Source organism: Microseira wollei NIES-4236 (assembly GCF_020521235.1).
Classification (GTDB): Bacteria; Cyanobacteriota; Cyanobacteriia; order Cyanobacteriales; family Aerosakkonemataceae; genus Microseira; species Microseira wollei.
In genome coordinates this window covers 1-20539 of record NZ_BLAY01000181.1, presented here as the reverse complement: position 1 = coordinate 20539, position 20539 = coordinate 1, and the positions used below count along the sequence as shown (strand labels likewise).

The following is a 20539-nucleotide window of genomic DNA, read 5'->3' as shown; positions in this document are numbered from 1 at the left end:
AAATCCTGCGATCTTGTAGTAGCACGGCCAGGATAAATTTTGATTTTACCCAAAGATTGTAAAATGCCGTGCCCCGTAAGCTGGAAATTGATTGAGGGAATGGGGCGGCACCCAGAAGGAAAGGTGATGAAGGTGATGGAGATGAGGAAGAGGGTAATTTCTTCCCCATCTTCATTCCCCGCGTCCCCGCGTCTTTGCGTCCCCGCGTCCTCCCCTTCTGGCGCTCCAGGTAGGGTATGATTTTCAATGCAGATAGGGGCACGGCGCCCAATAACTTTTGATTGCTACCAAAAGATTGTAAAATGCCGTGCCCCTACTCCTATCGGTTGCACCATTCCTGAAAACGTCAATGGATATAAACGAAAAAGAGTTACCAGAAACGCCGCGTTGGGTGCGCTTCGGCAATCAAGTCCGGGAAAATGTCCAAATTCTGGCGATTGCTTTGAGTCTGGCGCTGCTGATTCGCATTTTTGTGGCAGAACCGCGCTACATTCCCTCAGAGTCTATGCTACCTACGTTACAGGTGGGCGATCGCTTAATCGTGGAAAAAATCTCCTACCGCTTCCATCCACCCGCCAAGGGCGACATCATCGTCTTTGAACCTCCCGCACCTTTGCAAACTAAACTCGAACTTGAGGGATATGGTAAAGATCAGGCATTCATCAAACGGGTAATTGGCGAACCAGGACAACAAGTAAGCGTCAAAAACGGCAAAGTTTATATCAATCAAAAACCTTTAGATGAAAAGTATATAGCCGAACCTCCAAACTATCAATGGCCGCTAATAGAAGGGCCGTCAATAGAAGTACCAGAAAATAATCTTTTTGTCATGGGTGATAACCGAAATAATAGCAGAGATTCCCATGTTTGGGGTTTTTTACCGAAACAAAATGTTATTGGTAGAGCCTTTTTTCGCTTCTGGCCTCTCAATCGTATCGGCTTATTTGGGTAGAATTTTGCTAATTGCTAATTGCTAATTGCTAATAGTTTGATATGACAATTAGCTATTAGCTATTAGCTAAAATCTTAGATAGTGCATTAGTTTGCCGATCGTATCCCCTGGTAAGGATAAACGGCGTTGCAGATCTGCTAGATTGCGATATTGACCACCTGCGGAGCGATTTTGCACGATCGCTTGAGCCAGAAACAAGTCAATAATGGGAATTTGGGTCAGCATTTCTACCGAAGCTGTGTTAGGATTGATACGCAGATTTGTTGTATAAATACTTTCATCGTCGTAGTAATAGAAGCTTAAAACTGGTTCTAAATATTTTAAACTGGCGACGGGCAAGCCCAAGGCAGCGGCAACATCTTCGAGGCAGTAAAAACAAACACCAGCGTGACTGAGTTCTACAAGCGATCGCGCCTGATGAATCGACAATCCTGGTAAGCGCAACCAATCATCTACCGTGGCTTGATTTGCGTCTATTTTGATACCTAAAGACGAAGCGAGCGCAATTTCTTCCAGGGACTGCATTCGATAGTAAGGATCGTTAAGAAGGCGATGGCGCAACGACTGAGAACGAGGTATATTTCTAAAAGGTGCTAGCCAATTAAACAATTTCATAGTGGGTAATTGGGAATTGGTAATTGGTAATTGCTAATTGCTAATTGCTAATTGCTAATTGGTGGTAGGGGCTTTTGCCTTCGGGCAGAAAAACTGTTGCTTTTACCCAAATATTAAAGCTGAAATGCCAAAACCAGTACAGTAAATATAATTTTTAAACCAGCCATTAGCCAGCCATTAGCCAGCCATTAGCCATTACCCAATCTAAAATCTTTCCAGTAATTGTCGGCGTTTTTGCTCAAATTCGTATTCGGAAATCAACCCTTCTTGGCGCAGGAGTTCTAACTGGCGCAAACCATCGGCAAGTGCATTCATCCGTTGTGAGTCTAGCGTCGATTTAAGTGCATTTTCTCCACCATCGAGATTGAAATTGCGGTCAAACTGATCGGCAGAAAGGACTAAATACCAAAATCCTTCAATCGCACTGGCGACGTGGGGAATAGGCGTCGGGGATAGAAGTAAGTATAAAACTCCCCACAGGGGTTGACCCAAATAAAACTTGTGGAGTCCCGCTATGGGGATGAACGTCCCGGCGAAAGCCAGAATGGCAGCAATTTTTCGACTTTTGGGCTTGCTTAACATGCTAGGATCGCACTTTTAACTCTAGAGGCTGGTTGGCAGGGGGAATGGGATCGGCAATAATACCTGATTGAGGAAAGACTGCTGCAATCGCTCCTGACCAACCCAAAAATAATTTGAACGCCCATGAGGGCTGGACTAGAATGGTAGCAGAAGCCTTTGAATATCGACCAATTGATAATATTCTGTTAAATGGAAGCGCAATGGGATTTTTTGACTCTGAGATCGTTCAGCAAGAAGCCAAACAGCTATTTGAGGATTATCAATCCCTCATCCAACTAGGCAATAACTACGGAAAATTTGACCGCGAGGGCAAAAAGCTGTTTATCGAGCAAATGGAAGCCATGATGGAGCGCTACCGCGTCTTCATGAAGCGCTTTGAACTTTCCGATGACTTCATGGCGCAGATGACTGTACAGCAACTCAAAACCCAGCTGGGTCAATTTGGCGTCACGCCGCAGCAAATGTTTGACCAAATGCATTCAACTCTAGAGCGGATGAAGTCCGAACTAGAAAAACAGCCATAGATAGGGGCTAGGGAATAGGGACGATTAAAAATTAAATTAAAGTAGTAGCCCAGAGGAAAAAGACTAGCCCTAGCCCCTAGTCCCTAGTCCCTGTTCCAACGACGAGGACGCTTAAAGTCGGAAGCGGGTCGGAAATATTCCACCGGAACGCCATCCAACGCTCGGTACATAAAATTACGCCAGATTGGGGCCGCATATTGACCGCCCGTCACCCCATATGCCAAGCGTCGGTTGTCATCTCGACCGACCCAAATCGCCACAGATAGCTGGGGTACGTAGCCAACAAACCAAACATCGCGTTCAGCGGAAGTTGTCCCGGTTTTGCCAGCAGCGGGACGACCGATTTGCGCCTCTTTCCCAGTACCCGAAACAACTACGCTCCGCAGCACGCTATTCATCGAAGCAGCTGCCCAAGGATCGAGAACGAGTTTGGGTTTGGGTGTATTATCCAGAATCACCTGACCCTGAGTATCGGTCACCTGAACGATAAAAGTTGTATCCGACTGCCACCCATTTGCTGCGAAAGTAGCATAGGCTGAGGCCATTTCTAACGGCGTCAGTCCAATTGCACCCAGGGGTAAAGAAGTTACGGGTTCCATCGGACTCTTAATTCCCAGGGTGCGACACACCTCAATCACTTTATCCAATCCTACGGCGCGGCCCAGCTTCACCGCCGGAATATTGCGAGAAACTTCCAAAGCAGCGCGAATGCTCATCGCACCGCCGAAGGAATTGTCATAGTTTCTTGGTCTGTACCAGCCGTCCCCATCCCGGTAGCTCACCGGCGTATCGTAGACAGTTGAATACGGCGTATACCTGCCCGTCGCAAACGCCGCGTAGTAAACAAACGGCTTAAACGCAGATCCGGGTTGGCGTCGGGCTTGAATTGCGCGGTTAAACTGACTCTTTTCGTAATCCGAACCCCCTACCATCGCCTTGACAAAATGGGTGCGGGGATCGACCGCTACCAGTGCCAGTTCGGTTTTCCAGAGTCCGCGACGTTGCAGTCTCCAGTGTTCGCGAGCGATAAATTCTTCCGCCATCCGTTGGAAGTTTGTATCGATCGTAGTTTGAACGCGCATCCCGCCTTTTTGCACCGCATCGCGACCAAAGCGTTGAATCAACTCCTGCTTGACCGCATCGGTGACGTAAGGCAGCTGGGAAGTCTGGAATGAAGTAACTTTACCGAGTTTCAAGGGTTGTTTGCGGGCAGCAGCTTCTTGGGCGGGCGTAATCCACGCCAGTTCTCTCATGCGGCTCAAAACCAGCGCTTGTCGCTGTTTTGCCACCTTATAGTTGATGAAGGGACTGTACTCTTCAGGCGCTTGAATCAAACCCGCCATCATCGACGCTTCTGCCAAATTTAACTTGGCAGCTGACTTGCCAAAATAGCTTTCGGCGGCAGTTTCTACCCCATAGTTGTTATGCCCCCAATAAACCTGATTCAGGTACAACTCCATAATCTGGTCTTTGGTGAGAATTTGCTCCAAGCGTATTGCCAGGACAGCTTCTGCTACCTTGCGGCTAAAAGCACGCTTGTGAGACAAAAACAGGTTTTTCACCAACTGCATCGTCAGCGTCGAACCGCCTTCCACCACATCCCCCTTCTGCCAGTTGGCTTTCACAGCACGTCCGACGCTGCTGGGGTTAATCCCGTGGTGGAAGTAGAAGTGGCTATCTTCAATTGCCAGCACCGCGCGTTTGAGTTCGGGAGAAATTCTGTTTAGGGGCACCACTTCCCGGTTAGCTTCGCCGTGGACGCTGGTTAATAGGTCGCCCTTGAGACCGTAAATGTGAGTTGTTTCTGTGGGAGCGTAGGTACGCAGAACTCTCACATCCGGCAGATTGCGAAAGCTAATGGCTAAGCCTACCAATCCCCCAGCTACAATCGAACTGGTGAGCATGGTAATGCCCAGAAGAGTCCCGCCAGTTACCTTGGCAACGGTTTGAACAAATTCAAAACCAGAGGCAATGTTGCCGGATTGCTTTTGTCGGAGCGTGTTAGACGACACGGCGATTTGACTTCCTCAACGAAAACAACCAAAAATGAAATAAAGCGTAACTTAGTAAGCGATTTATTATCGTGACAGCAAGATTCTCAACGCTGTTTTGGTCATGGGATTGAATACTAGCACCCCGATACGACTTATATTGCCAAAAAAGTATAGTCATCCGCCTTAGGGATATCTTGGGGAAGAGGCACATTTGGCAAATTTGGTGGCAGTGGCATGGATAATTGGGCAACGAATGCAGTTATAGTGAGTAGTCTGGCTGCTACTGAATTGTGATGTCAACCTGTAAGGGTGAAATTAACCAGACAGTCGTTGAGTTTACCAGATATCTGGCTGAATCGACCCTGGCAAACCAAACTGAGCATTTGCGAACTATGACCTCCCCTCAATCTACAAGTATGAATGAAAACTTCGCGTGGCTGCATCGGGGCGTCAGCGAGATTTTTCCCCACAAACCCGATGGGGAAAATGCTGACGAGAACCTGATTCAACGTTTAATTCAAACCGACCGACCGCTGCGGGTCAAGTTGGGAATTGACCCCACGGGTAGCGATATCCATTTAGGTCATAGTATCCCCGTCCGGAAAATGCGAGCATTTCAGGATGCCGGTCATACAGCTGTCCTGATAATTGGCGATTTTACCGCACGCATCGGCGATCCGACCGGAAAATCAGAAGTGCGCCAGCAACTAACGCCGGAACAGGTAGCAAAAAATGCCCAAACTTATCTCGATCAAGTCCGCCCAATTTTGGATTTTGACACGCCAGGGCGTCTTTCAGTTCGCTATAACTCGGAATGGCTATCTTCCCTAGATCTGGCAAAGATTCTAGAATTGCTGGGGACGATGACGGTGGGGCAGATGCTGGCAAAAGAAGGGTTTGCCGAACGTTATCAGAAAGAAAACCCGATTTACTTGCACGAATTTCTCTACCCGTTGATGCAAGGATACGACTCGGTAGCAGTTCAAGCTGATGTCGAGTTGGGCGGCACCGACCAAAAGTTTAATATTGCCGTGGGGCGGGATTTGCAGCGACACTTTGGTCTATCGCCCCAGTTTGGAGTGTTGACGCCGATTTTAATCGGCACCGATGGCGGGCAAAAAATGTCCAAGTCCCTGGGTAACTATGTGGGTTTGAGGGAACACCCCAGCGACATGTATCAAAAGCTGCAAAAGATTCCGGATAATTTACTAGAGCAGTATTTTGAATTGCTGACAAATCTGCCTTTGGATAGATTGCCAGAAAATCCGCGCGAGCGCCAAAAACTCCTCGCCTTTGAGATCGTCTCTCAATACCACGGTAAACAAGCTGCCCAAGACGCCGAAAAGGCTACGGAAAGCCAATCTTTACCCGAATTTTCGCTTTCTGCGCTGCAGTTTCCCGCCAAGTTGGTTAACCTTCTCGGCGCTAGTAAACTTTGTTCCAGCAATCGAGAATCGCGGGAGAAGATTCAATCCGGGGCGGTGCGCCTGGATGGCGATAAAATTACCGACATCAACCTCACTTTTGATACACGGGAGTTTCTCGACGGACGGATCTTACAGGTTGGCAAAAGTAAGTTTGTCCGTCTGATGCCGTGAACACAATCGCCAATGGTAGATTTCAGATTTCTAATTTGATTAAATCTGAAATCTAAAATCTCAAATCCCAAATCAGTAGATGTTAGTCGCCGAACGGATTATCGTACCTTTAGACGTGCCCACAGCAGCAGATGCGATCGCCCTGATCGACCAACTGGACGAGGTACGTTTCTTCAAAGTCGGGCTAGAGTTATTTGTCAGTACTGGCCCCCAAATTCTTAGTATCCTAAAAGACCGACAAAAGCGTATTTTCCTGGATCTGAAATTTCACGATATCCCTAACACCGTCGCGGGTGCTTGTCGTGCCGCAGCCGGTTATGGTGTTGATTTAATCACGATCCACGCGACTGCCGGAAAAAACGCGCTACAGGCGGCTAAAGCAGCCCTAGAGGCGGGGGCAGAAGCAAAAAGACAAAAACCGCCCAAACTGATTGCCATTACGCTATTGACGAGTTTAAACGCCAGGGATTTAGCCTTTGACCTCAAAATTCCCTTAGAATTGCCAGAATATGCCTTACAAATGGCGCTGCTGGCGCAAGAAAGCGGGTTAGATGGTGCTGTATGTTCGCCCCAGGAGGCGCAACAATTGCGGCAAGTTTGCGGGGAGGAGTTTGTATTAGTTTGTCCAGGAGTGCGACCTGAGTGGGCGGATAAGGGGGATCAGAAGCGATCGCTTACTCCCGCATCCGCCCTCAAAGCAGGTGCCGACTACCTCGTGATCGGACGCCCCATCACCGCCGCCACCGATCCAGCAGCAGCTTTTAACCGCATTTGCGAAGAATTAGCTTGATCCACGATTCATCCCACACTGCCCTATCGGGTCAGTGTGGGATGAATCGTGGGGGCGACTCCGGTACGGAGTCGCCCAAATCGATCAATTGTCGGGATGCGATTGATTCTCAATATACTGACGAAGAGTTGATATAGTAACGCCGCCACAGCTGGCGACTTGCATAAGAGCCATTGGAGAAAACATCTTTCCAGTATATTGATGCCCGGAGATCCGCTTTCCGCTTGTCTAAGGCAAGCGAGAAGTTACGGATTTAATGTTGTTTACCAGATTGCTAAGTGCGATATCTCGATGGTACTGAAAAAGTACGTGAACCTGGTCGGATTCGCCGTTAAACTCTACCAGCTGGCAATCCCACTTTAAGAGCAACTCTTCCAAGATGTTGTGCAAACGAGCAAGCATTTCTGCTGTAAAAGCTTTGCGTCTGTATTTGGTTGTCAAAACATGGTGAACTTTAAGATCGCTAACCTCACGACCCTTGTGTACAAAATCATTTCTCACAAGCTTTCCGAAAACTCTGCTAGAATCAGTGTATTTTGCAGCAGCGACACTCATTAAGGTCGAAGTGAGGTAGGGACATGAAACTTAACTATCAATACCGTATTTATCCATTTACGGCTCAAATCGAGAAAATGAACAAGTGGTTAAGAATTTGTCGCTACCTCTACAATCGTTGGTTAGGTCAGTGTTTGGATTGGTGGGATAGAAACCGTTGCCCTATAAACGCTTGTCCGCTAATTTGTCATTTACCAGAACTAGCAGACAATCCTTATTTGACAGACCTTAAGGCGCAGTTGCCAGAACTAAAAAAAGATTTGGTAACTGTAAAATGGTCAGGTGAATTGCTCGATCTAAGTGGTGTTTACTCAACTGTTTTGCAAGATGTTTACACGTCTCGCCTAAAAAAGGCAATGGAGCGGTATGTCAAAGGAGACAGCACCGGGTTTCGTAGCGGTAGACCTCGCTACAAGACCGAGGCAGATTACCGTTCGTTTAAGTTTCCACAAGCTAAAAATGAGTGGATTGATATTGTCAATCGCATATTAAAATTGCCATTTATTGGTGGCGTTCAAATTCGCTTACATCGACGGCTGCCACGTGGATTTAAGCTTAAGACCGTTCAGGCGATCAAAAAGGCGGACGGATGGTATGTAAATTTATGCGTAGAAGATTCAGGAGTGCCAGAGTTTACGCCGGACGATCTCGCCCCGACTTGGGATAATTCGCTTGGTATAGATGCCGTCCTTTTTGGCGATGACTACTTGGCTACCTCTGATGGAAATAAAATTGAATCGTTAAAATCTTTCCGAAAGTCCGCTGATAAATTAGCGCAAGTATCTCAGCGCAAGTCAGCCAGGAAAAGAGGCTCTAACAGGCGGCGAAAGTTAGCCAAGCGAGAAGCCCGCATTCATCAGCGTATTGCTAGGGCGAGAAAAGACCATGCTTTTAAAACCGCTCACAAACTGGTAAAAACTGGCAAGAAGGTCTTTTTCCATGAAGAATTGGAAATTAGAAATCTGACCCTAAGTAACAAGGCAAAACAGGATGAATCGGGGAAGTTTCTTGATAATGGTCAGACAGCAAAGTCGGGGTTAAACAAGTCGTGGCTTGATGCTGCGATAGGACAAGCATTTCAAACCCTAGAATACATAGCCGCAAAAGCTGGGGCTAGGGTGTTGCCTGTAAATCCTGCCTACACCTCTCAATATCTTTCGTACCGCGATCAGGCTGTGTTTGCTAATTGCGGTATCAGAGAATATTGGGATGAAGTAGAAAATATCTGGGTTGACCGCGACATTAATGCCGCAGTCAACATAAAAAGAGTCGGGCTGGGACTGTTCCTGACTTTAAACAGCCGTAGCGGGAAAATAAAGGTGTCACATACCGATAGTACCGCGATGGAAGTTCTGCGATTCTTTCGGGAATTGCAGAAGCCTACACTAGGTAGTTCACGGAAGCGTAGGTAGTTCACCTTCTGTTGCGTGAATAGCAAAGGGGATAATCAAATGTTGACAGAACTGCACCTGAAGCGAGTCGGCCCTGCGGCTCAATTTGATGTAGAAATTGGCGAAAGATTGAATATTTTTACAGGCGATAATGGTTTAGGAAAAACCTTTTTATTGGATGTAATCTGGTATTCTCTAACCGGAACCTGGGTAGATAATCCCGCCTTTCCACAACTAACTGAAGAAACACCCCAAATTTCCTGTAACTTCATCAATAAAACAACTGGTGAATCCAAAACCTTTCTCAGCTCTTTTGATTTTGAGCAACAAAAATGGCGTGACCTGACTTGGCCTGGTTCACTGGGGAGTTTAATCGTTTATGTCCGCGTCGATGGTGGATTTTCTGTTTTCGACTCAGCCCGCAATCTTTCAAACGCTTATCATTTTAGTAACAACACCCTTTGGCATGGATTAAAAGACGAGCGCGACAAAGTTCTATGTAACGGTCTGATCCAAGATTGGGTCAAGTGGCAGAACCAACCAGACCGATTGACTTTTCAACTTTTATCTCGCGTTATTGGGCAACTTTCACCCCATCCCAATGAATCGATGGAACCTGGAGAACCAACGCGGGTTTCAGTTGAAGATGTACGGGATATTCCCACAATAAAAATGCCCTATGGGACAGTACCAGTCATCCATGCCTCAGCCGGAATAAAGCGCATTTTAGGACTTGCTTATTTACTGGTTTGGACTTGGTACGAACACCTGCAAGCATCTAAATTGCGGAAAAAACAACCTGTAGACCAAATTTTTTTGCTAATAGATGAAGTTGAATCTCATCTCCATCCCCAGTGGCAACGAGCAATTATGCCAGCCGTTTTAGAAGTAGCTACAAGCTGGGAGCAACAGATGAAAATTCAAGCATTCGCTACGACCCATTCTCCCCTTGTGCTGGCTTCATTAGAACCGATATTTGAACGAGAAATAGACCGATTATTTTTATTTGAATTGCCGGGGCAAGAAGTCACACTTAACGAGGTTACCTGGACCAAACAAGGAGATACAGTCGGCTGGCTAACCTCAGAAATATTCGGACTCAAACAGGCGCGTTCCAAAGAAGCAGAAATCGCTATTGAAGCAGCAGAAGCTTGGATGCGTAGCGATCGCATGAATACCTTTCCAGAAAACTTGAGAACTCCCTCACAAATTCAGCAAGAACTCGAACGACTTCTTCCGGGACACGACCCCTTTTTGCCCAGATGGATTGTCAAAAGGTCGGCGCATCAGTGATGATGGGATTTAACCCTCCAGCAGAACCACCAGAATTCGAGCAAAAGGCGCGACAACCGGGGAATAATTGGTTAGCCAAAAATCCAGAGCCAAAAAGAAGACCCAGAGATTATTGGTCGCCATTCAAAACCAATTTAGCCGATGGTTTTGGCAACCTCTGCGGCTATTGGGTCATGTACGAACCCGTCGGTACAGTAGACCATTACCTCTGCTGCGAAAATTATCGCCATTTAGCCTACGAATGGAACAATTACCCCTATGCTTCTGCTTGGATTAATAGCAGCAAAGGTACTCTCGACGACCAAATACTAGATCCATTTCAAGTGGGAGAAGACTGGTTTGAAATCATCCTTCCTTCCCTCCAGCTAGTATTAACAGATAAAGTTCCCCCAGAACAACGTCAAAGAGCAGAATTTACTTTACAGCGCCAGCGCCAGCAATGGTATCAACTCTACCTTGATGGCAACCTGACGCTGGAAGGACTGGAAAAAAACGCTCCCCTAATTGCCCGTGCAGTCAGAAAACAGCAGCAAATTTGAAGTTAGCAGTCACCACTCACTCGCCATCTGTCAGGAAATTTCTTCTGGCTGCTTTTTGTTTACCGTTTGCATTCTCCCAAGTTTTAAGTTCTACAGTCCTAAGTACAGAAAAGCAGCCAATCAGCGAAATACCCAATGCCCGACGCCCGATTGAGTGTCCCGCAGAACTAGAAACATTAATTACTCTGCTGCTGCGGGATTTACCCAGCTATGCGAATCGCGTCACCCAAAGGGCAAGGCGTCGCAGTAGAAGTGTTGAGGTTTACAGTTATGTAATTTTAGCCGGACGCCCAGAGTTTGAACCCCTCACCCTTGGCCCCGGCGAATATACTCAAGCTGCACCCGACTCTAATTCAGAAGACCTGCGGCAAGTTTTTATTACCACTTTAGAACGACAGTACGTAGGTAATAAACCCGTTCTACTCCAGCAATATCACTGGCTATTTTTAACTAAAACTGACAGGGGTTGGCTACTAGCAATGATGTTTTCCCAAACCGGATTATACCCAGATGAACGCCCGCCTACAGCGCCACGGGAAAGCAGTCAAGGTGTTATCGGTCAAGCAATTCAAATCTGGTTGCGGGATTGTCGTGCTGGTGTTATCCGACCGGGAAATTGGTGATTGGTAATTGGTAATTGCTAATTGCTAATTGCTAATTGCTAATTGGTAATTGCTAATGGGGGAATATGGACAAGATGGCAACAATATCTGGGGCGGGCAGGATGCCCACCCCACAAAGTGAGAAAAATTCTTGTGGGGTGGGCGTCGGTGCCCGCCCCTCTCCAGGCGTGAAGGTAATGGGTGCAATCTTGTCTGATGTTTTATTACCCATTACCCATTACCCATTACCTATTAACTCAAGTTGCTAGTTATCTCAAACGCGCGGCTAATGGCTAATGGCTAATGGATCGATCAGGAAAAATGCTTACGAAGCTCTCTCGGAATTAGCAATTAGCAATTAACAATTAGCAATTAGCAACGCCCAATGTTTATAACTAGCAACTCTAGTTATTACCACCAATTTCATCGATTTTTGCACGCACTGCTTGGATATCTTGCCACATTAACCACTTGGGACTGCCGCGTTCTTTTGAAGGATTTCTCAACAGATAAGCGGGGTGAAGAATTGGCATACATAAACGTCCTTCCCACTCCATCCAAAGACCGCGAATTTTTGTAATACCCCGCTTCTCGTTGAGCAAACTGCGTACAGCAGTCGCGCCGGTCAGCAGAATAATTTTCGGGTCTACCATGCGAATTTGTTCTAGAAGATAGGGTTTACAAGCTGCTATTTCTTCAGCAGTCGGAACTCGGTTTTCGGGTGGGCGACACTTGACTGCATTGCAGATATAAACATCGCGATCGCTATCTATCCCTACAGACGCTAGAATTTTCTCTAGCAGTTGTCCGGCTTTACCCACAAAAGGCAATCCTGTTTCATCTTCATTTTGACCAGGACCTTCCCCTACAATCATCACATCTGCTTGCATATTGCCCCGTCCGATGACTGCGTGGGTACGGTTGTCTCCTAAGTCACATCGGTGGCACCTGTTGCAATGTATCGCCATCTCGGTCATGGTTTGATAAGTGCCGGGAGGAATAGGAATTTTGCCATTCGTGGGAATCAAATCTGGTGGGAAATTTACCTTTGGGGTTGATTCACCGAATGTTGATAGGTCAAACAGACTCGGTTGTTCTTCGCTAGGCATAATTTTATACAAAAAAAGCGAGATGATGGAGATGATGGAGATGATGAAGTAGAAGTAATTATTTCCCCATCTTCCCCATCTTCCCCATTCCCCGCGTCGGCAGCGTCCCCCCCTCCTCTTCCCCACGCTGAATCGGCGATAGCCGTGAATTTCTTTCTTCAGATAGAGACAAAAAAATTAAATTAAGTTGATAATAGTGTTTTTTGCCATAAATTTTACCGTTTCTTAACTTAGTTCAGCTTAAATTAAACAGCAAGTTGAATAGCATTAAAAGCTGGCGACGATGAGCGTGACCTTACTTGTTTAGTAATTATTATTACATCTGCAAAAGGGAGGATGTGGGGTCAAAGGGCAACCTACCAACAACTCTAGTTTAAATTGCGCCCTTTAGCTTTAGTGGAAATACTGACGTAACCTGTTGCAAAACTTTTAAAAGCGATGGAAGTACCTAGCAACTTTGCTACCGCCCCTGTCTTGGTAGGGAGGAAGAGTCCGCTTTGTCTTTTTTGTCTATGACCAAAGAGTGTTGATCTTAGCTATTTTGTCACTCCACGTTTTTAGGTAGTGGTACAAATTAAATTAAAGAATTAATAGAAGAAGATGATAAATCTACAGCTAGGTAAACAAAACGCAACATTGACAGCAGCAGCCGCAATGGAAAAGTTTTTCCACATGTCGCTAGACTTGTTCTGTGTTGTTGGACAAGATGGGTATTTTAAGCTAGTGAATCCAGCCTGGAAAAGAATTTTAGGCTGGACAACAGGCGAGTTGAGATCGCGCCCTTGGATCGAATTCGTCCATCCCGATGATGTAGAATCCAGCTTGAGCGCCAGCGAAACATGCAAGGAGCAAGATCTGTTGCGGTTTGAAAATCGTTACCGCCATAAGGATGGCAGCTATAGGTGGTTGTCTTGGAACTACTCGCGATATCAAGATGGATGCAGTTATGCGATCGCTAGAGAAATTACCGAACAAAAACAGACAGAAGCACAACTGCTGCTATACCAATCTCTTACCAAAGCAATTAACGATGCTAAAGATCTCAATCGCGCCCTAGAAGTCACCCTAAGCCAAGTATGCGAAACTACTGGCTGGGAATATGGAGAAGTATGGATTCCATCTGCCAACGGTGGGGAAATTACATGCAGTGCCGTTGGATACAACCGTTTGGCAAAACTCAAACTCTTCCGCCGCATCAGCGAGGGATTGGCATTTCCACCCGGTGTTGGGATACCGGGGCGAGTTTGGGCTACCAAACAGCCAGAATGGAATCAAGATGTTTCTATTCAACCCCTCAGTTGGTCTAGCCGTGCGAATATGGCTAAGGAATGCGGGATTAAAGCCGGTTTTGGCGTGCCTATCCTGGCGGATGACCAAGTGTTAGCGGTGCTGATATTTTTTACAGTAGAAAGGCGTGCAGAAGATCCAACGCTGGTGAGGCTAGTTTCCTCGGTTGCTTTGCAGCTGGGTTCGTTGATGCAACGCAAGCAAGCAGAAGAACAGCTGCGCGCTACCAATCAAACTCTGCAAACCTTAATTCAAACTTCGCCCTTGGGCATTATTACCCTCGATACCAACGCTAACGTTACTACGTGGAACCCTGCTGCCGAGAGACTTTTTGGTTGGAAGGAAGCAGAAGTTTTGGGCAAACTTCTCCCCATTGTTCCCGTCGAAGAACAGCAACAATTCCAGAATAGATTCCGCGCTACTTTGCAGGGTGCAACTGAAACAGCGTTGGAATTAAGTCGCCAAAGAAAGGACGGTTCGTTAATTGATGTGAGCGTTTGGATGGCTCCCCTAAAAGATTCCAACGGCAAGATTATTGGCAGCATTGCATTATTAGTGGATATACGCGATCGCAAAATTGCCGAACAAGAGCGACAGCAGTTTATATCCCTAATCGAAAATAGCCCCGACTTTATCAGCATCGCCTCCCTAGAAGGGAAAATTCTATTTGTGAACGAAGCCGGGCAAAAATTGGTTGGACTTAACAGCAACGAATCAGCCAAATCTACCCAAATATTTGACTACCTCATGCCGGAAGACATCGACAACTACAGAAATGTTGTGTTGCCAGGGATGATGGAAAAAGGCAATTTTTGCGGTGAATATCGCTTGCGGCATTTTCAAACGAATGCACCCATTGCCGTTCATCACAACAGTTTCCCGATTAAAGATTCTCAGACAGGGTGCGCGATCGCAATTGCCACGATTACCCGCGATATCACCGAGCAAAAAGCCACCGAATCAGCGTTGCAAGAAAGCGAAGCCCGCTTTAGGCGCTTGGTTGATTCTAATATCATCGGCGCGATTGTCTGCGACATACATGGTAACATTACACAAGCCAATGATGCTTTTTTAACAACAGTCGGTCGCACCAGAGAGGAATTGTATGCCCGAAAATTACGGTGGAACGAAATTACCCCACCAGAATATTGCCATGTCGATCAACAAGCGCTTGAGGAATTGAAGAATTGTGGAATTTGTACCCCCTTCGAGAAAGAATACCTCCGTCCTGATGGCAGTCGCGTTGCGGTGCTGATAGGGGCGGCGCTGGTGGAAGGATATCCCGATACTTGTGTCGCCTTTGTGCTGGATATTAGCGATCGCAAGCGCATCGAACAAGCATGGCGTCAAAGTCAAGATCGCCTGCGTACCGTGTTAGAAAACATGCCCGTAATGCTCAATGCTTTAGACGAGCAAGGCAGATTTATAGTTTGGAACAAAGAATGCGAACGCATCACAGGTTTTACCAGTAGCGAAATTGTCGGCAACCCTAATGCCTGGGAACTACTATATCCCAATGAATCCTATCGCACTTCGATGCAGACTTTATGCGCCGAGCGGGGCAATAACTACCGCAATTGGGAATGGGAAATTACTTGCAAAGATGGAAAGGTAAAAACAATTGCCTGGTCGAATATTTCCCAGAAATTCCCCATTCCCGGATGGGAAATGTGGGCAATTGGCGTAGACGTAACCGATCGTCAGCTTGCTAAAGCCGCACTGCAAAAAGATAATGAAGAATTAGAAACTAAAGTCGCCAAGCGCACCGCCGAACTGTGGAATGCCCACCAACGAGCCGAACGCGAGCTAATCGAGCGCCGCAAAGCCGAGCAAGAACTCAAAAAGCACGCTCAGGTGATCGATTTGGCTAACGACACGATTGCCATCCGCGACCTGTCCCATACAATTACCTATTGGAATACTGGCGCCCAAAACCTCTACGGATGGACGAAAGAAGAAGCTATTGGCGAAAATGTCCACGTCCTGTTGCAAACCCAATTTCCTGTATCTTTAGCGGCTATCGATCGGCAGTTACGCGCATCGGGACATTGGCAAGGAGAACTGATTCATACCAAGCGCAGCGGCGAAAAAATTACTGTAGCCAGCCGCTGGACTCTGTGGCATGACGAATACGGACAGCCATCGGCAATTTTGGAAATTAATAATGATATCACAGAACAAAAGCGAACGGAAGCAGAAGTTAAAAAACTTAACGAAGATTTGCAGCGACGAAACGTAGAACTTAACGCGGCGAACAAAGAACTGGAAGCATTTTGTTATTCAGTGTCTCACGACTTGCGAAGTCCGCTGCGGAGCATCAACGGCTTTTCTCTGGCGCTGCAAGAAGACTACAGCGAGGTTCTCGACGAAGTGGGGAAAGATTACCTGCGGCGAGTGTGTGCTGCTACGGGGCGCATGGGACAGCTAATAGATGACTTGCTGAGTTTATCGCGGATTACGCGCTCGCAGATGGGATTAGCCAGCGTAGATTTAAGCGCGATCGCGCAATCAATTTGCAGCGAACTGCAAGCAACCCAACCCGAAAGGCAAGTTGAGTTTCACATCACCCCAGGCATCCAAGTCCAGGGAGACGCCAAACTGCTGCGGGTGGCACTAGAAAACTTACTCGGCAACGCCTGGAAATACACCAGCAAGCATAACAGCGCCCGCATCGAATTCGGCGTTTTGCAGCATGGGGAAACATCTTTAATGCCCAATGCCCCAGACCCGACATACTACGTGCGCGACGACGGTGCGGGTTTTGAGATGAATTATGCCGAAAAACTGTTTGCCCCCTTCCAGCGCCTGCACAGCAGCACAGAATTTGAAGGCAACGGCATTGGTCTAGCAACCGTACAGCGCATCATTCATCGCCACGGGGGTCAAATCTGGGCTAGTGCCGAAGTAGAAAAAGGAGCTAGCTTTTATTTCACCCTGAATGGGTAATAGGTGGAAAATAATAATAACCTATCTACCTAAAACCTATTCACCGGATGGTGATGGCACCAATTTACTCGATCGGCAAAAAAATCATTTTATTGGTAGAAGACAATCCGGACGACCAGATGCTGACGCTGCGGGCGCTGCGACACAGCACCGTCAAGAGCGAAGTGGTAGTAGTCAGCGATGGTGTGGAAGCGTTGGATTATCTGTTCGGTACGGGCAACTATGCCGGTAGGGATTTGAGCGTCATGCCCCAGCTGATATTACTGGATTTGAAGCTACCCAAAATCGATGGGTTAGAAGTATTGCGGCAATTGCGGGCAAACGATCGCACGCATTTGTTACCCGTGGTGATTCTTACCACATCAGCAGAGGAAAAAGACCGACTGCACAGCTATAGCCTCAGAGCCAACAGCTACGTCCGCAAACCCGTGGATTATGCAGAATTCGCCCAAGCAGTACAGCAATTAGGGTTGTATTGGCTAGTGTTAAATGAAGCACCGCCATCGTGAAAAGTAATGGGGAGAGAGGGCATTGAACATGGTGTATTGGGTAAAGATGAGGGAGATATGGTCGCTAAAGGAGAAAATTCTGCCCCAACTTGCACCAAAAGTACTGATAACCGCAACCGATGCCTAAACAGCCCAATCCCCCAAGTAAAGGAGAAATTTTATGAGTCAGACGCATCTACGAGTGCTGCTAGTGGAAGATTGTGAAGAAGACGCTTTATTGTTAATGCGGGAGTTGCGACGTACAGGTTACAAGCTGTTCTTAGAGCGGGTGGAAACAGCGGCGGCAATGCAGAACCAGCTGGTTCTGCATGAATGGGATCTGGTGATTTCCGATTATTCGCTGCCAAAATTCAGCGCCCCAGACGCGTTAAAGCTGTTGCAGGAAACCGGATTAGACCTGCCATTTATTATCATCTCCGGCTACATTGGCGAGGATGCGGCGGTGGCGGCGATGAAAGCAGGCGCTCACGACTACGTGATGAAAGACAACCTCGCCCGCTTGATACCGGCGGTAGAACGGGAGTTGCGCGAAGCCGCCGTGCGACGGCAAAACCAGCTGGCGGAAGCGAGGCGCAGAGAAAGCGAGCAACGCTTCAGGGCGCTGATTGAAAACGCCACGGATATCGTTGTAATTGTGGACAAAGACGGGATTTTTCGCTATATCAGCCCCTCGCAACAGCGGATTTTTGGATATAAAACCGAAGAACTGCTGGGAAAAAAGTGCCTGGATTATATTTATCCAGAAGACGTGTCCCTAGCGATCGCAACGATGAAGCGCAGTCTCAAACAACCCAGAATCAGTCAAGCTGCGATTGAATGTCGCCTCTTCCGTCGCAACGGTAGCTTGTGTTTTCTAGAAGCGGTTGCTACCAACCTGCTCGACGATCCAAGTGTAAAAGGCGTCGTCGTTAATTGCCACGATATCACCGAGCGCAAACAAGCCGAAGAGCAACTGCGATTTTATGCATTTTATGACCCCCTCACAGGCTTGCCCAACCGGACTTTATTCCTGGAAAATTTGGGACAGCTACTCGATCGCCGGAGCAAGCAAGACTTGCAAGACTTGTCAGAAGCTTTATTTGCAGTTATGTTCCTAGATTTGGATCGCTTCGATGTGATTAAATACAGTCTGGGACACCTAGTTGCAGATGAACTGCTGAGCGCTACCGCAGCTCGGCTCGTGCGAAGTTTGGGAATTACAGATATGGTGGCGCGGGTTGGGATCGACGAGTTTGCCCTGCTAATAACCCAACTCGAAGATGTGGCGCAAGTGCAACGCATTGCACAGAAGATTCACACCAGTATCGCGATGCCGTTTCATCTCGAAGGGCGCGAGGTGTTCACCACGGCTAGCATTGGCATTGCGATCGCAGGTAATTCCCCCATTGCGTCTACGACCAATTATGACCGACCCGAAGACTTTTTAAGGGCTGCTGATACGGCGATGTACTACGCAAAGCGAAAGGGTAAGGGTTGCTCGGCTGTCTTTGACGCCTCAATGCACGCCCACGCACTGGCACGCTTGGAATTGGAAGCCGACTTGCGACGAGGAATCGAACGCCAAGAGCTACTGCTGCACTACCAACCCATCGTATCCCTGTTCACCGGAAGGCTGACCGGCTTCGAGGCGCTGGTACGCTGGAATCATCCCCAAATGGGTTTAGTTTCCCCAGGCGACTTTATTCCCGCCGCTGAAGAAACGGGTTTGATTTTGCCTTTGGGAAGTTGGGTGCTGCGGGAAGCTTGTCGTCAACTTGGCTGTTGGCAAAAGCAATTTCCTTCTGCCAGTTGCTTGACGATCAGCGTTAACCTGGCAGGGTTGCAATTGGTACAACCCGATTTGATCGACCAGATCGATCGCATCTTACAAGAAACCGGCTTGGAGGGGAGTCGATTAAAACTCGAGTTGACCGAAACAATTTTCATGGAAATCGCCGAAGTTGCACCAGCGGTTTTAGACCAACTCAAAGCTCGGCAAATACAATTGTCTATTGATGACTTCGGTACGGGCTATTCTTCCCTCAGTCGCCTGCACCAATGGCCTCTTGATACCTTGAAGATAGACCGTTCTTTTGTCAGTCGTCTCAGTCTGGGTAATGAAAGCAGCGAGGTAGTGCGAACAATTGTAAATTTGGCTCATAATCTAGGACTGGACGTGATTGCAGAAGGGGTGGAAACAGCCGAGCAGATGTACCAACTGCGAAGTTTACAGTGTCAGTGCGGGCAGGGTAACTTTTTGTCTAAACCTTTGGATAGCAAGGCGGCAACAGATTTAATTGGTGAAAAATTAAAAATTAAAAATTAAGTAGGAGTTCAATCTGGCTATGTATCAGATATTCTTTCAAAGTCATGGCGTGGCAATTGAGTGGGTGGCAGAGTCGCTGCCTAAACCATACGAGGCTGAATTGGTAGAGGATATCATTTCGCTCATGTCCTCTTGTTCAGCCAAGATTTATGGCAAACGTTCTGCCTTGCGCCGCAAGGCAAAGAAGGAGGCGGAGCATGAGGCTATTTGAGCGTCACGTCATTGACAAAAATCATCAGCACTGGACAGAGATTGACGACCTCAGCTTCAAGGCAAAGAATCTCTACAACCTGTCCAATTACCACTGTAGGCAGCGATTCTTTGCAGAACACAAGGCATGGGGACTCAATGACCTCTACCATCTGACCAAAGACTCTGATGCTTACTCGGCACTACCAACCAAAGTCAGTAAGCAGATTGTCAAGCGAGTGGTTAAGTGCTGGACTGGCTACTTTGCAGCGCTCCGGGAATACCGCAAATCGCCTGAGAAGTTTCTGTCGGAACCTAAGATACCTGGCTACAAAGACAAAGCCGATGGACGTTATGTAGTGCCTTATAGAGTGGTTCGCTCTAACCCCGTGTCTTTAGACCGGGGTGACCGCGTGAGACTGACATCGAGCGAATTTGTCTTGATTGACAAATTTAAAGTTTAGTTTCTATTGCTTGAAACCAAACAAGAATCAAAGTAGTATTGTCGCAGAAACTATCTAATCTCTCGACGCAAATTGCTGAGAAATTACGTTGACAAATTGAGGCCAAACATTACCCAAAGCTCGCTGGAGCAATGGATAAATATGCTCAGATGTCATTACAACTGGTGTTGTGCGATTCGTTTAACCTAAAGTAGCTGAAAAGCTTACGGGACGGTTAACCCAGTTAATGAGACTGGTGATAACTGGTTACATTTGGAGGTGAGACTCCGTGAGTCAAGTCCTCCCCCTCAAGTGC

At 47.2% G+C, this 20539-nt stretch carries 19 protein-coding genes and 1 pseudogene; 14 read left to right on the top strand and 6 right to left on the bottom strand.

Features of this window, described 5'->3' with window-relative positions; all coding sequences use genetic code 11:
* Positions 1-262 (bottom strand): hypothetical protein (locus tag MiSe_RS39045; RefSeq protein WP_226590823.1); only part of this gene is annotated, 262 nt, incomplete at its 3' end.
* 87 nt (positions 263-349) lie between these two features.
* Here MiSe_RS39045 and lepB point away from each other — a divergent pair.
* Positions 350-952 (top strand): signal peptidase I, encoded by a 603-nt coding sequence (gene lepB, locus MiSe_RS39040; RefSeq protein ID WP_226590832.1) that lies wholly within the window; start codon positions 350-352, stop codon positions 950-952.
* Positions 953-1018: 66 nt separating this feature from the next.
* Here lepB and MiSe_RS39035 read toward each other — a convergent pair whose 3' ends face one another.
* Both MiSe_RS39035 and MiSe_RS39030 read right to left on the bottom strand, forming a co-directional pair.
* Positions 1019-1567: a ComEA family DNA-binding protein gene (locus tag MiSe_RS39035; protein ID WP_226590821.1), complete on the bottom strand. Its 549-nt coding sequence runs from the start codon at positions 1565-1567 to the stop codon at positions 1019-1021.
* Positions 1568-1771: 204 nt separating this feature from the next.
* The gene (locus MiSe_RS39030; RefSeq protein WP_226590819.1) at positions 1772-2149 is read right to left on the bottom strand and encodes an NINE protein; all 378 of its coding nucleotides are present in this window, start codon (positions 2147-2149) and stop codon (positions 1772-1774) included.
* 200 nt (positions 2150-2349) lie between these two features.
* On the opposite strand from MiSe_RS39030, the gene MiSe_RS39025 reads away from it, so the two are divergent.
* The gene (locus MiSe_RS39025; RefSeq protein WP_226590829.1) at positions 2350-2673 is read left to right on the top strand and encodes a DUF1825 family protein; all 324 of its coding nucleotides are present in this window, start codon (positions 2350-2352) and stop codon (positions 2671-2673) included.
* Between the two features lie 83 nt (positions 2674-2756).
* Here MiSe_RS39025 and MiSe_RS39020 read toward each other — a convergent pair whose 3' ends face one another.
* The gene (locus MiSe_RS39020; RefSeq protein WP_226590817.1) at positions 2757-4685 is read right to left on the bottom strand and encodes a transglycosylase domain-containing protein; all 1929 of its coding nucleotides are present in this window, start codon (positions 4683-4685) and stop codon (positions 2757-2759) included.
* A gap of 398 nt (positions 4686-5083) precedes the next feature.
* On the opposite strand from MiSe_RS39020, the gene tyrS reads away from it, so the two are divergent.
* Together tyrS and pyrF are read left to right on the top strand one after the other, a co-directional pair.
* Positions 5084-6265, top strand: a complete 1182-nt coding sequence (tyrS, locus tag MiSe_RS39015) for a tyrosine--tRNA ligase (protein WP_444980612.1) — start codon at positions 5084-5086, stop codon at positions 6263-6265.
* Positions 6266-6344: 79 nt separating this feature from the next.
* Complete coding sequence (pyrF, locus tag MiSe_RS39010) at positions 6345-7055, top strand: orotidine-5'-phosphate decarboxylase (protein ID WP_226590816.1); 711 nt, start codon at positions 6345-6347, stop codon at positions 7053-7055.
* Positions 7056-7139: 84 nt separating this feature from the next.
* Here pyrF and tnpA read toward each other — a convergent pair.
* A pseudogene (tnpA, locus tag MiSe_RS39005) lies at positions 7140-7556 on the bottom strand (IS200/IS605 family transposase).
* 77 nt (positions 7557-7633) lie between these two features.
* Between tnpA and MiSe_RS39000 the strand changes: the two are divergent.
* The 5 genes from MiSe_RS39000 to MiSe_RS38980 all read left to right on the top strand — a co-directional run bounded on the left by MiSe_RS39000 (position 7634) and on the right by MiSe_RS38980 (position 11704).
* On the top strand, positions 7634-9022 hold the full coding sequence (locus tag MiSe_RS39000) for an RNA-guided endonuclease InsQ/TnpB family protein (RefSeq protein ID WP_226590814.1): 1389 nt from the start codon (positions 7634-7636) through the stop codon (positions 9020-9022).
* A 39-nt stretch (positions 9023-9061) separates the two neighbouring features.
* Positions 9062-10294: an AAA family ATPase gene (locus MiSe_RS38995; RefSeq protein WP_226590812.1), complete on the top strand. Its 1233-nt coding sequence runs from the start codon at positions 9062-9064 to the stop codon at positions 10292-10294.
* Positions 10294-10833: a hypothetical protein gene (locus tag MiSe_RS38990; protein ID WP_444980611.1), complete on the top strand. Its 540-nt coding sequence runs from the start codon at positions 10294-10296 to the stop codon at positions 10831-10833. Before MiSe_RS38995 ends, MiSe_RS38990 begins: the two co-directional genes overlap by 1 nt.
* Complete coding sequence (locus MiSe_RS38985; protein ID WP_226590806.1) at positions 10830-11456, top strand: hypothetical protein; 627 nt, start codon at positions 10830-10832, stop codon at positions 11454-11456. Before MiSe_RS38990 ends, MiSe_RS38985 begins: the two co-directional genes overlap by 4 nt.
* Before the next feature lie 74 nt (positions 11457-11530).
* Complete coding sequence (locus MiSe_RS38980; RefSeq protein WP_226590803.1) at positions 11531-11704, top strand: hypothetical protein; 174 nt, start codon at positions 11531-11533, stop codon at positions 11702-11704.
* 135 nt (positions 11705-11839) lie between these two features.
* Here MiSe_RS38980 and MiSe_RS38975 read toward each other — a convergent pair whose 3' ends face one another.
* The gene (locus MiSe_RS38975) at positions 11840-12544 is read right to left on the bottom strand and encodes a uracil-DNA glycosylase (RefSeq protein ID WP_226590800.1); all 705 of its coding nucleotides are present in this window, start codon (positions 12542-12544) and stop codon (positions 11840-11842) included.
* Positions 12545-13144: 600 nt separating this feature from the next.
* Between MiSe_RS38975 and MiSe_RS38970 the strand changes: the two genes are divergently transcribed.
* From MiSe_RS38970 to MiSe_RS38950, 5 genes are all read left to right on the top strand, one after another.
* Complete coding sequence (locus MiSe_RS38970) at positions 13145-16777, top strand: PAS domain S-box protein (RefSeq protein ID WP_226590798.1); 3633 nt, start codon at positions 13145-13147, stop codon at positions 16775-16777.
* 53 nt (positions 16778-16830) lie between these two features.
* The gene (locus tag MiSe_RS38965) at positions 16831-17286 is read left to right on the top strand and encodes a response regulator (RefSeq protein WP_226590795.1); all 456 of its coding nucleotides are present in this window, start codon (positions 16831-16833) and stop codon (positions 17284-17286) included.
* 160 nt (positions 17287-17446) lie between these two features.
* Positions 17447-19591 carry a putative bifunctional diguanylate cyclase/phosphodiesterase gene (locus MiSe_RS38960; protein WP_226590793.1) on the top strand — a complete coding sequence of 715 codons (2145 nt, stop codon included), beginning with the start codon at positions 17447-17449 and terminating at the stop codon, positions 19589-19591.
* Between the two features lie 19 nt (positions 19592-19610).
* A complete protein-coding gene (locus MiSe_RS38955) occupies positions 19611-19802 on the top strand; it encodes a hypothetical protein (RefSeq protein ID WP_226590791.1) in 192 nt (63 codons plus the stop codon).
* Positions 19789-20244, top strand: coding sequence for a transposase (locus MiSe_RS38950; protein ID WP_226590788.1), 456 nt, complete (start codon positions 19789-19791; stop codon positions 20242-20244). The genes MiSe_RS38955 and MiSe_RS38950 overlap by 14 nt, the downstream gene beginning before the upstream one ends.
* Positions 20245-20539: the final 295 nt, after the last annotated feature.

Excerpts from the sequence above, each read along its gene's own strand:
- lepB (WP_226590832.1), top strand. The coding sequence starts at position 350 with ATGGATATAAACGAAAAAGAGTTACCAGAAACGCCGCGTTGGGTGCGC.
- MiSe_RS39035 (WP_226590821.1), bottom strand. The coding sequence starts at position 1,567 with ATGAAATTGTTTAATTGGCTAGCACCTTTTAGAAATATACCTCGTTCT.
- MiSe_RS39030 (WP_226590819.1), bottom strand. The coding sequence starts at position 2,149 with ATGTTAAGCAAGCCCAAAAGTCGAAAAATTGCTGCCATTCTGGCTTTC.
- MiSe_RS39025 (WP_226590829.1), top strand. The coding sequence starts at position 2,350 with ATGGGATTTTTTGACTCTGAGATCGTTCAGCAAGAAGCCAAACAGCTA.
- tyrS (WP_444980612.1), top strand. The coding sequence starts at position 5,084 with ATGAATGAAAACTTCGCGTGGCTGCATCGGGGCGTCAGCGAGATTTTT.
- pyrF (WP_226590816.1), top strand. The coding sequence starts at position 6,345 with ATGTTAGTCGCCGAACGGATTATCGTACCTTTAGACGTGCCCACAGCA.
- MiSe_RS39000 (WP_226590814.1), top strand. The coding sequence starts at position 7,634 with ATGAAACTTAACTATCAATACCGTATTTATCCATTTACGGCTCAAATC.
- MiSe_RS38995 (WP_226590812.1), top strand. The coding sequence starts at position 9,062 with ATGTTGACAGAACTGCACCTGAAGCGAGTCGGCCCTGCGGCTCAATTT.
- MiSe_RS38990 (WP_444980611.1), top strand. The coding sequence starts at position 10,294 with ATGATGGGATTTAACCCTCCAGCAGAACCACCAGAATTCGAGCAAAAG.
- MiSe_RS38980 (WP_226590803.1), top strand. The coding sequence starts at position 11,531 with ATGGCAACAATATCTGGGGCGGGCAGGATGCCCACCCCACAAAGTGAG.
- MiSe_RS38975 (WP_226590800.1), bottom strand. The coding sequence starts at position 12,544 with ATGCCTAGCGAAGAACAACCGAGTCTGTTTGACCTATCAACATTCGGT.
- MiSe_RS38970 (WP_226590798.1), top strand. The coding sequence starts at position 13,145 with ATGATAAATCTACAGCTAGGTAAACAAAACGCAACATTGACAGCAGCA.
- MiSe_RS38965 (WP_226590795.1), top strand. The coding sequence starts at position 16,831 with ATGGCACCAATTTACTCGATCGGCAAAAAAATCATTTTATTGGTAGAA.
- MiSe_RS38960 (WP_226590793.1), top strand. The coding sequence starts at position 17,447 with ATGAGTCAGACGCATCTACGAGTGCTGCTAGTGGAAGATTGTGAAGAA.
- MiSe_RS38955 (WP_226590791.1), top strand. The coding sequence starts at position 19,611 with ATGTATCAGATATTCTTTCAAAGTCATGGCGTGGCAATTGAGTGGGTG.
- MiSe_RS38950 (WP_226590788.1), top strand. The coding sequence starts at position 19,789 with ATGAGGCTATTTGAGCGTCACGTCATTGACAAAAATCATCAGCACTGG.